Annotated in this window: 17 protein-coding genes; 16 read left to right on the forward strand and 1 reads right to left on the reverse strand. The window is 27.1% G+C overall.

The genetic code is table 4. From position 1 onward, the window contains the following. The first annotated feature begins 13 nt into the window (after nucleotides 1-13). The 11 genes from tpiA (at nucleotide 14) to AACK97_RS05095 (ending at nucleotide 8,494) form a co-directional block, all read left to right on the forward strand. Entirely contained in the window at nucleotides 14-751 is a 738-nt protein-coding gene (gene tpiA / locus AACK97_RS05045; RefSeq protein WP_338967031.1) for a triose-phosphate isomerase, read from the forward strand. Nucleotides 752-777: 26 nt separating this feature from the next. Beyond that, nucleotides 778-1,041, forward strand: coding sequence for an HAD-IIB family hydrolase (locus AACK97_RS05050; protein ID WP_338967034.1), 264 nt, complete (start codon nucleotides 778-780; stop codon nucleotides 1,039-1,041). 80 nt (nucleotides 1,042-1,121) lie between these two features. Continuing rightward, nucleotides 1,122-1,664 carry an IS30 family transposase gene (locus AACK97_RS05055; RefSeq protein WP_338967037.1) on the forward strand — a complete coding sequence of 181 codons (543 nt, stop codon included), beginning with the start codon at nucleotides 1,122-1,124 and terminating at the stop codon, nucleotides 1,662-1,664. Then, nucleotides 1,658-2,065, forward strand: coding sequence for an IS30 family transposase (locus AACK97_RS05060; protein WP_338967039.1), 408 nt, complete (start codon nucleotides 1,658-1,660; stop codon nucleotides 2,063-2,065). The genes AACK97_RS05055 and AACK97_RS05060 overlap by 7 nt, the downstream gene beginning before the upstream one ends. Beyond that, nucleotides 2,066-2,314, forward strand: a complete 249-nt coding sequence (locus tag AACK97_RS05065; RefSeq protein ID WP_338967043.1) for a hypothetical protein — start codon at nucleotides 2,066-2,068, stop codon at nucleotides 2,312-2,314. Further along, nucleotides 2,302-2,676, forward strand: coding sequence for an HAD-IIB family hydrolase (locus AACK97_RS05070; protein WP_338967045.1), 375 nt, complete (start codon nucleotides 2,302-2,304; stop codon nucleotides 2,674-2,676). Before AACK97_RS05065 ends, AACK97_RS05070 begins: the two co-directional genes overlap by 13 nt. A 32-nt stretch (nucleotides 2,677-2,708) precedes the next feature. Then, nucleotides 2,709-4,241, forward strand: coding sequence for a 2,3-bisphosphoglycerate-independent phosphoglycerate mutase (gene gpmI, locus AACK97_RS05075; protein WP_338967048.1), 1,533 nt, complete (start codon nucleotides 2,709-2,711; stop codon nucleotides 4,239-4,241). 25 nt (nucleotides 4,242-4,266) lie between these two features. Further along, nucleotides 4,267-5,772: a dicarboxylate/amino acid:cation symporter gene (locus tag AACK97_RS05080; RefSeq protein WP_338967051.1), complete on the forward strand. Its 1,506-nt coding sequence runs from the start codon at nucleotides 4,267-4,269 to the stop codon at nucleotides 5,770-5,772. Nucleotides 5,773-6,201: 429 nt separating this feature from the next. Continuing rightward, nucleotides 6,202-7,313, forward strand: a protein-coding gene (locus AACK97_RS05085; RefSeq protein WP_338966745.1) for an IS3 family transposase whose coding sequence is annotated in 2 segments (ribosomal slippage) — nucleotides 6,202-6,445 and nucleotides 6,445-7,313 — 1,113 coding nt in all. Because the reading frame shifts where the segments join, the coding sequence is not laid out codon by codon here. Nucleotides 7,314-7,348: 35 nt separating this feature from the next. Continuing rightward, nucleotides 7,349-8,005, forward strand: coding sequence for a MurR/RpiR family transcriptional regulator (locus AACK97_RS05090; protein WP_338968986.1), 657 nt, complete (start codon nucleotides 7,349-7,351; stop codon nucleotides 8,003-8,005). Between the two features lie 285 nt (nucleotides 8,006-8,290). Further along, on the forward strand, nucleotides 8,291-8,494 hold the full coding sequence (locus tag AACK97_RS05095; protein WP_338967053.1) for a DNA cytosine methyltransferase: 204 nt from the start codon (nucleotides 8,291-8,293) through the stop codon (nucleotides 8,492-8,494). On the opposite strand, the gene AACK97_RS05100 is transcribed toward AACK97_RS05095, so the two are convergent. After that, the gene (locus AACK97_RS05100) at nucleotides 8,491-9,435 is read right to left on the reverse strand and encodes an IS30 family transposase (protein WP_338966714.1); all 945 of its coding nucleotides are present in this window, start codon (nucleotides 9,433-9,435) and stop codon (nucleotides 8,491-8,493) included. The two genes, AACK97_RS05095 and AACK97_RS05100, sit on opposite strands and share 4 nt — an antisense overlap. 639 nt (nucleotides 9,436-10,074) lie before the next feature. On the opposite strand from AACK97_RS05100, the gene AACK97_RS05105 reads away from it, so the two are divergent. The 5 genes from AACK97_RS05105 to AACK97_RS05125 all read left to right on the forward strand — a co-directional run bounded on the left by AACK97_RS05105 (nucleotide 10,075) and on the right by AACK97_RS05125 (nucleotide 12,395). After that, nucleotides 10,075-10,401, forward strand: coding sequence for a hypothetical protein (locus AACK97_RS05105; RefSeq protein ID WP_338967056.1), 327 nt, complete (start codon nucleotides 10,075-10,077; stop codon nucleotides 10,399-10,401). 2 nt (nucleotides 10,402-10,403) lie between these two features. Next, on the forward strand, nucleotides 10,404-10,625 hold the full coding sequence (locus AACK97_RS05110; protein WP_338967059.1) for a hypothetical protein: 222 nt from the start codon (nucleotides 10,404-10,406) through the stop codon (nucleotides 10,623-10,625). Between the two features lie 164 nt (nucleotides 10,626-10,789). Next, nucleotides 10,790-11,020 (forward strand): hypothetical protein, encoded by a 231-nt coding sequence (locus tag AACK97_RS05115; protein ID WP_338967061.1) that lies wholly within the window; start codon nucleotides 10,790-10,792, stop codon nucleotides 11,018-11,020. Nucleotides 11,021-11,147: 127 nt separating this feature from the next. After that, complete coding sequence (locus AACK97_RS05120) at nucleotides 11,148-11,384, forward strand: hypothetical protein (RefSeq protein ID WP_338967064.1); 237 nt, start codon at nucleotides 11,148-11,150, stop codon at nucleotides 11,382-11,384. 24 nt (nucleotides 11,385-11,408) lie between these two features. Next, nucleotides 11,409-12,395: a hypothetical protein gene (locus tag AACK97_RS05125; RefSeq protein ID WP_338967066.1), complete on the forward strand. Its 987-nt coding sequence runs from the start codon at nucleotides 11,409-11,411 to the stop codon at nucleotides 12,393-12,395. The last annotated feature ends 3 nt before the right edge of the window (nucleotides 12,396-12,398 follow it).

A 12,398-nucleotide genomic window follows, 5' to 3' on the forward strand; every position in this document is an offset into this window, starting at 1 on the left:
AGGAATTATTTAAATGCGTAAACCAATTATTATCGGTAATTGAAAAATGTATAAAAATATTAATGAAACAAAAGATTTTATTTTGCAAGTTGAACAGAAAATGATGAATCAGAATATTGATGTTGGAATTGCTGTTAGTTTTCCTTTATTGGAAACATCTATTCGTGAGGCTAGTAAATTAATTATTAGTGCTCAAAATTGTCATTTTGAAAATGACGGTGCATTTACGGGAGAGGTTTCCCCATTATTGTTAAAAACTATGAATGTTTCCTATGTTGTATTAGGGCATTCTGAAAGAAGAATTCTTTTTAATGAAAGTAATAAGATTATTAACAAAAAAGTTTTAAAGGCTTTAGAAAATAATTTAAAAATTATTCTTTGTTGTGGTGAAACGGAAGAAGAATATATTAATAAGCAAACAGAAGTAGTTGTTGCTCGCCAATTAAAGATAGCATTAGAAAATGTTAGTGAGAAACAATTAGAACAAATTGTTATTGCTTATGAACCGGTTTGAGCTATTGGAACTGGAAAAACCGCAACAGTAGAAGTAGCACAACAAGTTTGTCAGTTTATTCGTAAAAATATAATGGAAATATATAATGTTGCTCTAAGTAATAAGATTAGAATTCAATATGGTGGTTCTGTTAAACCAGATAATATTAAAGCACTTTTAGAACAACCAGATATTGATGGAGCATTGGTTGGTGGTGCATCATTGCAAGTGAATTCATTCTTACAATTAATTTCTTAATTAATTTCTAAGGAGTGATAAATAGTATGAATATTAAAGTAATTGCAATTGATATTGATGGCACTTTATTAACTGATAAAGGAAAAATATTAGATGATACTAGGGAGACTATTATTCAAGCGCAAGAGAAAGGCATTAAAGTTGTTTTAGCAACGGGAAGGGCACCTAGTGCAGCACTTTTATATGCTCAGCAATTAAAGTTAGATGAGTATGCGCAACATATTATTTGTTTTAATGGTTGTGTTATTTATGATTTAAAAACGCTGAATTATACTTGTAAGTGCAAGTAAATAAAATTGCAAAAGATTTCATATAAAAATTTCATGATGCTAAGTTTATTTTAGAAAAAGTAAATTTAAGGAGTTTTTATATGGGATACAAACATCTTGGCATAGATGAAAGAATTTATATTGAGAATCAATTGAAATTTAAAGTAAAAATTAGTGAAATAGCTAAAAATCTTAATCGAAGTATTAGTACTATTAATCGAGAAGTTAATAGAAATAAAGATAATAATCATTATTTTTCATTAATTGCACAAAATAAAGCAGAAAATAGAAAACAATTACATGTTTATTTTCATAAATTTAAAAATAGAGAATTAGTAAAATATGTACAACAAAAATTATTATTAGGTTGATCGCCTGAACAAATTTATGGCAGAATTAAAAATTTTCATCAAGAATGAATTATTAGTTTTAAAACAATTTACAATTGAATTTATTCTGGATTACTTGAAAAGGTTACTAGTAAAAATTTAAGAAGAAAAGGTAAGAAACGAAAATCTCAAGAAAATCGGGGTAAATTTAATGGTAAATCCATTAAAGAACGAAATGTTAATAATCGCATAACTCTTGGCCATTGAGAAGGTGATACTGTAGTATCATCACGAGGTAAAAGTAAATCATGTTAATAACTTTAGTTGAAAGAACATCAAGATTTACTTTAGCAATATTAGTTGAAAATAGAACTACTAAAGTTATTAACAAAAATATTAGTCATTATTTATCAATTCTTCCAAATAATCTTGTTAAGACTATAACATTTGATAGGGGGAAAGAATTTGCTAATTGACAACAACTTGAAAAAAATTTAAATGTGAAAATTTATTTTGCTGATGCATATTCACCTTGACAAAGAGGTACTAATGAAAATACTAATGGTTTAATTAGAGAAAAATTTCCTAAAAAATTTAATTTTTCAAACACTACTAAAAATGCAGTTCATAAATTTATATTGTCTTTAAACCAAAGACCAAGAAAAATACTAAATTATCTTTCGCCAATCGAATATTTGGTTAGAAAAATAATTTAGTTGCACTTAACTTTACAATTTGGCAAAACTAAAAAGAATATTTGAAATGCTCATTTAAATGAAGAGGATACAAAATATATTTATGAAATTATTAAAAAATATGATTTGAATTTTTGAGGTTATGGTTTAAAAAATTCTGCTTATACAAGAAAAAAATCTGTTGCGATTATGCGAGAAGCAAAAATAAATCCTAAATATAAGTTAAAGGTTTTAAATGATTGCCAAGCATTGCCAGCTTGTATACATTAACTATTAGTTTAGATGATTTAGAGGATAAGATTTGTGAAAATTTTAAAATTGAAATTGAAGCTAATAAACGAATTAGAATAACATCGTCATCGTTAGAAAAATATCAATATTTAGAGATTATGCCAGCAAATTTTGATAAATCTAAAGCTTTAAAGTTTCTTGTGAATAAATGACATCTTAAACTAAAAAATTGTATGGCAATTGGTGATTCTTTAAATGATTATGAAATGTTACAAAAAGCTGGTTTAGGAATAATGATGAAAAATGGTTATTCAGATTTAATAAAAGTAGCAACAGATATGTGTGATAGTAATAATAAAAATGGTGTTGGTAAAGCGATACTTAAATATATTTTAAAATAATATTGATGAAAATAAGAGAAGGAAAGAGAAAGATGAGAACTAAAAATCCAATATTATTAGCAATTTTAGATGGTTTTGGCATTGCTGCTGAACAAGCTTCTAATGCCGTTACGAAAGCTAAGATGGAACATTTTAAATATTTACAAAGTACTTATCCGTCATTAGCAATTCATGCTTCAGGAAAATGAGTTGGTTTACCAGATGGACAAATGGGAAACTCGGAAGTGGGCCATTTGCATATTGGTGCGGGAAGAATTTTATATCAATCATTATCGCTAATTAATAATGCTATTGGTGATAAATCTTTTTATGAAAATCCAGCTCTGTTAGCTGCTATTTATCAAGCTAAAAGTAATAATTCTCGATTGCATATTATTGGTTTATTATCTGATGGTGGCGTTCATTCGCATATTAATCATTTATTAGCAATTTTGACAATGGCAAAAGAGCAACAGTTTAAAGATGTTTATGTGCATGCGATTTTAGATGGTCGTGATACTAAACAGGATGTTGCTAAAAAGTACTTAACAAAGTTAATGTCGGTGATGAATGAATTACAAGTTGGATATTTATCTAGTATTTCGGGAAGATATTACGCAATGGATCGTGACCAACGATGAGAGCGAATGAAGTTAGCGTATGATGTCATTGTGCAACGGAATGGCGCTAGTTTTAGTAATCTTTTAACATATATTGATGATGAATATGCTTGTTCTCGTAATGATGAATTTATTATTCCGGCATATAATGAACAAGTTGCTGATGGTCATATTAAAGATAATGATAGTGTAATTTTTACTAATTTCCGTCCTGACCGTGCTATTCAATTAGCTGCGGCAATAACTAATCGTGAATATGTGTGAAATTCAGAAGTAGTTCGTAATAATTTATTTTTTGTAACAATGACAGAATATAGTGTTGATGTTAAAGCTAATCAAATTGCTTTTCAAAGTCAAAATGTGAATAATGGTCTTGGTGAATGAATTAGTAAGCAAGGATTAGAACAATTACGAATTGCTGAAACCGAAAAATATGCTCATGTTACTTATTTCTTTGATGGTGGCAGAGATATTATGTTTTCTGGTGAAGACCGCATATTAGTTTCTTCACCACGAGTTGCCACTTATGACTTAAAACCAGAAATGGCTGCCAACGAAGTTACTAAGGAATTAATTAGTAAAATTAAAATGCAAAAATATGATTTGATTGTTCTTAATTTTGCTAATCCTGATATGGTAGGTCATACTGGTAATTTATTAGCTACTATTAAAGCATTACAAGTAGTTGATAAATGTTTAAAAGAAATATATGAACCATTAAAATCGTTAGGGGGCATTATGGTATTAACAGCTGATCATGGTAATGCTGAAATTATGATTGATGAGACGGGTGATATTAATAAGAAACATACTTCACAATTAGTGCCGTTAGTTATTACTAAATCAGATTTAAAATTGGTAACAAATACCGATATTAGTTTAGCAAATATTGCTCCAACAATTTGTGATTTATTAGGAATTAGCATTCCTGATGAAATGACAAGTAAATCAATTATTAAAAAATAACTTTATTTTGAAGGGAGGTAAATATATGCCAGAAGATAAAAAAGTTGACATTTTAAAGGATTTTTTTAGTATTTCAACTTGACAATCGTTAGTTATTATTTTAATTTTCCTTGTTTTAGTTGTAAGTTTAGGAATTTTAGTTAAGTTAACTAAAATGCGATTTAGTTTTCGAATTTTTACTGCTATTGGTGGTGGTGTTATCTTTGCAATTGGTATTCAAGCGATATTAGGTTTTCCTAATGATGATAGTGCTACTAGTATTTGAAAGGAATTCTTAGAGGATAAAAAAACAGAAAATCCTAATTACAATCTTTGATTGCATCAAGTTATTACTTGGATAACATTGTTAAAAACTATTTTTATTAATGGAATGTTGATGTTATCTGTTCCCGTTGTATTTTTAGCAATTGCTCGGGTGGTTGCTAAGCCACATACTAGTGGTTTAGCAACAATGACAATTAAAGGCATTATTATTTTATTAATTAATGTTGCTGTTGCTTATACAGTGACATATTTAGTTGGTATGGTATTAGACATTGGTAGTGGTTTAAATTTACAACCAGAAGGAATGCGTGATGAAACTACGGTTAAGGAATTACCAGAAGTAATTAGTAACTATATGCCAGCAAATTTTATTGGGGCTTTTGTTGGGGGTGCTATTATTCCAGTAATGGTTATTGCGGCGTTAGTTGGATATGCGATTAAAAAGCAAAGCAAACGGTATGAACGAGAAATGAATACTTCAAGAGATACTTTAGAGCGCTTTTGAAAAATTGTGATGTCAATGTTAATGACTTTTATGAAGTTTATGCCCTATGCTGTAATGTCAATGGTAACAGTTGCTATTATTGGTGGTCCAATTGCCCACTTAGTAGATATTGGTAAAGTAATGGGAACAGCGTACATTGGTTTATTTATTAGTTTAGTGTGGCATACATTAACGATATTATTTTTTGGGATTAATCCCGTACAGTGATGAAAATTTGCTTGGAAACCCGTTATTCAAGGCTTTGCAACGCAATCATTTCAAGCAACAATTCCTATATCAATTGATGCCTTAAAAGATGATATGAAAATTAAAGAAGAAGCCGTAAACTTAGTATTACCATTATCTTCAACGATGGGATTAACTGGATGTGCTGGTGTTCAAGCTGGTGTTGTTTTAATGTTTGTTTATAACGGTGCTAGTAGTATTAATAGTCAATATTCAGTATGGATTTGATTTTTAATGGGATTAATTGTTACCGTTATTACTTCATTAGGAATTGCTGGTGTTCCTGGTACAGCACCATTAGTTACTGCTGGTGTTTTATCGGGGTTAGGATTTCCTACATATTATGGTACGGTATATACTTATTTGGGAGCACTAGATGGGATTCTTGATATGGGAAGAACGGCGGTTAATGTTGCTGGTGGTTTACAAGCAACAACAATTGTGGCCCGAATGCAAAATAAAATTACTGAACCGCAAATGATTCTTTTTAATTATCGGAAAAAAAATCGCCAAAAAAATAAAAATAAGATTCACTAAACGATATTTTTTTCACAAAACACACCTAAGGGTGTGTTTTTATTTACCATTTATATTAATTATAAGCGGTTTTAATTAAGAAAAAGAAAATAAAAGATTGTTTAGCAATTAATAATTGAATGTGTTTTCATATTGTGAAAAGTGAGGGCAATTTAGCAATATTAGAAATTTAATTGCTATTATTTCTTATAAAGAAGTTCTTTAATTTCTAATAATATCATTTGAGGGGGAGAAGCAAGTGGAAATTAATAAAATTATTTCACAAATTAAAGAACTTGCAACCTCTACTCATAATTATGCGTTATTAGCAAATTATATTATTACTAATACTCAAAAGGTTATTACTTTTCGGATTAATTGGATAGGCTACAATAAGTTGGACCATAATTATATAGACTTCAAAATTATTAAGAAAGAAGGAATATAAAAATGGGAAATAAAACCTCATACTCTGAAGAATTTAAAAAACAAATTGTAATGCTATACAAAAATGACAAAAGTGTTATTAATTTAGGGAAAGAATATAATTTACCAAAACCAACTATTTATAGTTGAATTAAAAATTATAATAATTCTGGGTCATTTAAAGCAAAAGATAATCGCACTGTCGAAGAAAATGAATTAATTTACTTGCGAAAAGAAAACCAACAATTACGAATGGAAAATGACATTTTAAAGCAAGCAGCACTGATAATCGGGAAAAAATAACAATAATTAATAACAACAAAAATAAATATTCAGTGAGGAAAATATGTAAGATTTTAGGTTTACTAAAATCAACATATTATTATCAAACTAATAAATGCACCAAGTTTGATGTTAATAATTATGAACAAGAAGTTATCAGTGCATTTAATAAAAGTCGCAAGATTTATGGTGCTCGTAAAATTAAAGCTGTTTTAATAAGAAAAAATATCATTTTATCACGACGAAAAATCCGATTCATTATGATCAAAAATAATTTGGTTTCTAAATACACCAAGTTAAAATATTGTAATCATAAAAAAACAGTTAATAATGACGAAATTAATAATGTTTTAAATCGTCAATTTAATGACAAAAAACCAAATGAAGTTGTTGTTAGTGATTTAACATATGTTCAAGTTGGCACTAAATGACATTATATTTGTTTATTAATTGACTTGTTTAATCGCGAAGTAATTGGCTATAGTGCTGGACCAAATAAAACTGCTGAATTAGTTCAACAAGCTTTTCACAAGATAACACGACCATTAAATAAAATAACTTTATTTCATACTGATCGTGGTAATGAGTTTAAAAATAAAATTATTGATGAAATTTTAATAACCTTTAAAATTAAAAGATCATTAAGCTCCAAAGGATGCCCATATGATAATGCTGTTGCTGAAGCAACTTACAAAACCTTTAAAACCGAATTTATTAACGGTAAAAAATTTGCAAACTTAACACAACTAAAATGCGAACTATTTGATTTTGTTAATTGATATAACAATATTCGAATTCATGGCAGTTTAAATTATTTAACTCCCGTTGAATTTAGAAAATACCAGTCTACATAAAAAGTGTCCTAAAAAGGGTTGCCAATCCAAATGATTTAGCAAATAAGACATATGTTTCAACATCTACGGTGTCACGATTTGTTAAATTATTAGGTTTGAGTGGATATAATGAATTTCAACATGTTTTAAAATATTATTTGCATAATATTGCTGGTGACTATATTAGTCATTCATCGCCTGATAATAAAGGTGATTATATAAAAACATTATATGAGAATACTACTAAAAGTTTGCAAGATACTCATAACATTATTGATACTAAAAAAATTGAGCAGGTTAGTTTATATTTGACTAAAACTCAAGAAGTTATTCTCATTGCGAGGCAAGCATCATATGTTCCTTGCCTTGATTTAGCAGAAAAATTAATTCGTTTAGGTTTTAATGTTAAGTTTAGTAATAATGCTTATATTCAAAATACTTATTGTAAACTATCAAGTAAAAATAGTCTTGTTATTGCTGTGAGTTATTCGGGAATTAATTTTGAGGTGTTGCGTAATTTAAAAATTGTTAAAGGTAATAATAGTCATATTGTAACTGTTACTAAACGAAATAAAAATGAAGTAAATAGTTATAGTGATGTTGCGCTCCATGTTTTGTCCAATGAATCAATTGAGCGGTATGTATCGTTAACAAGTCATTTAACTTTAATATATTTATTTGATGCTATTTTTGTTACGGTTTTAGAAAAATAGCATCAAATAAATATATTCATAATTTAAGAAAAACGAAGTTGGATTATGATTTAAAATAGATTAATTTATTATTTGTTACATATATATGTTTTGATTATTTTAGGGGATGCTTTTATGAAGTATTCTTTTTTCATAAGCAAATAAGAAAATTAGTAATTACTAATTTTTAAAAAATAGTTCTAACTAACAAATAGTCAATTTTTTGTGTTAACATTATAAAGAATATTTTAAATTATTTAAGGAAGTATTCTAATTATTATTTATATGAGAGGAGTATTATTCATAATGAAACTAAATATAGGTACTGTTTTTAGCGGAATTGGTGCATTTGAACAAGCCCTAGAAAAAATGAATTTAGCATATAATGTTGTATTTGCTTGTGATAATGATAAGTATGTTAAGCAATCTTATTTTGCAAATTATGATATCTCTGAAGAAAATTGATATAACGATACCTGAATTGTAAATATAAATGGGACAGTTTTTTAAAATAATTGTATTAAATCTATTGGTCTTTTATAAGATAATGATTTTCTGGGTGTAGAATTAATTTGAAATGCTATAGAATTTAAGTCTTTTTGTTTATATGAAGATAAATCAGTAGATTTTGGTAAATATCTTCTTAAAATACCATTATTGTTCTCATTTAAACCTCTTTGACAAGGTTTTCCGGCATCTGCAAAATAAATTTTAACATTACAATTTTTTTCAATTAATTTTCATTTACTAAATTCTTTACCACGATCAAAAGTAATAGTTTTAATTGTTCCTGGTATTAATTTTGAAATAAATTTTATTATACTTTGTGTAATACTTTCTGCTTTATGATTTTTAGTTTTCAAAGGAATTGTGGTTTTTGATCATATATCAGCTAAAGTAATAATAGAACTTTTATGATCTTTACCAACGATAGTATCTCCCTCTAAATGGCCAAATTCTTGTATATTTTTAATATTTGGAATGATTAAATTTCTTTCATGAATAGATTTACAATTATTAATTCTGCCCCTAGTTTCTTTTTGTTTATGAGGTTTATTTTTGCCTTTTCTCAATAAATTTTTTTCATCAAAACCCATTCGATTTGTTTTAAACATGTTATATAAAGTTTTTGTTGAAATATTTTTTATTTTATTTTTCTTTAAAAAATCAGCAATTATATCAAGAGCATAATTTTTAGTAATTAACAAATGATTGATAGTATTAATTTCTGTTAAAGTTAAAATTATTAATTTTCTACCTGCATTTTGTTTATTTTTTTGAACTTGATTCAATATTTCTAATGGTAATAAGTTTTGATTTAATAATTTACAAACTCTGTGTACAGTTGATTTACTATAATCAATTGCTTTTGCTATTTTACGAATAGAAAATCCATAACTTTTATATTCTTTTATTGCTATTATTGATTCAATAGTCAGATACTTATACATTGTGCTAATTCCTTTCTTTTCTTAATTATAGAATTAACACAATTTGTTTTTTATATAAGTGTCCTTTTTAATTTTACATTTCAGGTTATTTATAAAAATTTTAAATAAAAAAATAAATCCACCCCTTTTTAAAGGACGCGTAAAGTTTTGTTAGGTGGGAAAAGATTTGAATAAGTATTAAGACAGTCAGCAATGATTGTCTTTTTATTTTATAAGGTGTTAAAATTTTGTTCTTTGAAAATTAAATACAAGTGAGTTAATAATGTTGGTATGTATTAAAGCACGATAAATTGTGGGTGGTCGCCATAACCAAAAGAAGTTTACCAGTTAATAAATAACATCCTATTAGCTATAGCAATTTGTTTCGTTTTGCAATAAAAAAATGAATGGGTGGATTTCCTAAAAATATACACGCTATTAAATTAGTTCCAAGGGTAGGATGCGGATATTAAAGTGTAGAAATTTCTATATAGGGATATACTAAGTTTAAAATTATTAAAATCTTTATCTAATTAAAAAACAAAATTTAATAACAAAGCTTGTTAAACACTTAAATCTGCGATATATAAGTGTTTAAAAAACTAAGTTAACTAACTTAGTTAATATAACTTAGTTTATTCATAAGAAAGGTAATTTATTATGAAAAACATTGAAAACATTTTCTTAAATACTAAAAAATATCTTTTAAAAGAAACACAAAACGCAATGTTTATTAAAGCACCAAAAATTCCGTGATTTAATGAACAAATCGGCATTTGGTTTCCAAAGCGATTTGTTCATAAAGGAAAATATGAAAATTCTATTTGCATCGGAATAATAAAAGATAGTAAATATCAAGTAATTTCAGTTAATCAACAAGAGCAAGAAACCAAGTGAATTAAAGGCCAAGAATTATTAAGTTTCTTCATTGCCGAAAAAGAAAACAACAAAAAAGATACAAATTATAATTATTTTAAAGGAGTTTAAAAATGAATATTGCAATTGGAATAATATTTACTATTATTTGCATAATGTTATTGGCATATTTTGCTTATAAAATTTATGCCAAAATAAAAATGCGAATTAAATATAAAAATGCCATTAAAAATAATACTGGTAATTTCACAAAAGACGAAAAAGTGTTTATTGCTCGCTTTGAAGAATGAGTTAAAACCCCTAATTCAAAAGAAAATAATGCGGATAAAAAATAATGTTTTGAGAAATTATTATGGAATTCTTAAAACTGTTTGTTCCGATAGAAAAAATGCCTGCACAAGTTGCGTTTATTGCCGGATTAATTATTATCATTACTTTTCTTTTCGCATTAATTTCAATTATGTATTTACCAATAAAAATGATTTTTGGGAGATAAAAAATGACAATAAACTTAAAAGAATTTAATTGAGAACAAATTAAACAAACTTTCTGAGATTTATTTATTCAAATTACAACTATTCCGGCCCACATTACTGGTGGTAAAGAAATTAAATTAACCGAAGCACCACTTTGACTTTTAATAGCAAACATTGCTTTTTGATTCTTAACAGCAGTTATGGTGTGATTTATTCTCATGTTACTTTGAAAAACCATATCAGCATTTAGATAGCGACAAAATTAATGTCAAGAATTAGGAAAAAATACAATCGTGTTAAGATTGAACGCGGTTTTATATAAGTTTAAGAAAAATTTTGAATATAAATGATGAATGTTTTAAAAAGAAAGGGGGTGATTATATGATTGGAACTTTCTTAGCCGATGCACCAGCAAAAATAACAGCTAGCGATGCGATGACTAAATTGTGAAATGCAATTATAACAGCATTTACTAAAATGTGAGAAATTATTGCCGTTAATATGCCACAAGTCGGTAACTTCTTTGCTGACTACTGAATATTCATTTTTCCATTTATTTTGGCAATATTCTTTATTTGTTTTAAAATGTTTGAAAAATTACTTGGCGCAGTCCGCTAACAAAAAAATAAAGTGAGGTGCAAGATGAAATTTTGCAAATGAATAATAGAAAAAAATAACCATTTTATTGAATTGAATCGCACCTCATTTTTAATTTTATGACACTGAGGAGCAATTTGATATATTTACAACGGTTATTTTAAAAACATTGTAAGCTATTTATTTTTAGCAGGTTGTATTTTAATTTTTCTTTTTAAAATCGGTAATTTAACACAAATTAACAAAGTTATTAATTTCTTAAAAAACTCACCATTAAATATTGTGATTGGTTCGTTAGGGACTGGAAAAACTGCTTTTCTAGTATACGCATCAAAATTATTAAAAAAGAAGAAATATCACATCGCCTCAACCTTTCCATTACTAGAAACCCAAAAATTAAGTTTGGGGCATATGGGATTATTAGACTTTGATTATCCGGTATTACCAGACAAAACCTTACTGTTATGAGATGAAACCAATTTATTTTTAGAAGGAACTGATTGAGAAAAAAATAATACCAAAAACGAAGAAACTGGTATTCAAGAATATTTCGCTCTAGCACGCCATTTTGGTCATATTGTTCTCGCTAGTGGTCAAAGAGATAAACATATTTGAGTTAAAGTTCGTGATATTGCCAATAATGTGATTGTAGGCATTCGCAAAAAACCGGTTAATATTTTTCGCCCCTACTTAAAAGTCATTTATGGTACCTTTACTAGTATTGAAGAATATGAACGTTGACGAAACACCTTAATTGATGCTAAAAATAGCAAAAAAGGTCGTCGCATTAAATATCGTGATATTCCTGAACTTGATATTTATTTTTTTAAACTAAAAATTCCCCTACCAATACTTAACACTTACAATTCTTTTTACCTAGCATTTTTAAGAGATTACTTAAATTCAAAAGTAAATCCTAACTATGAAGATAAATACTATACTGACACCGCAATTGATTTAGAAGACTTAGAATACTTAAAAATGGATAAATTTAGCAAATTTTTAAGAAAAATGAAAGAAAAGGAACAATAAAAA

The sequence above is a fragment of the Spiroplasma endosymbiont of Lonchoptera lutea genome (assembly GCF_964019715.1).
GTDB lineage: Bacteria > Bacillota_I > Bacilli_A > Mycoplasmatales > Nriv7 > Nriv7.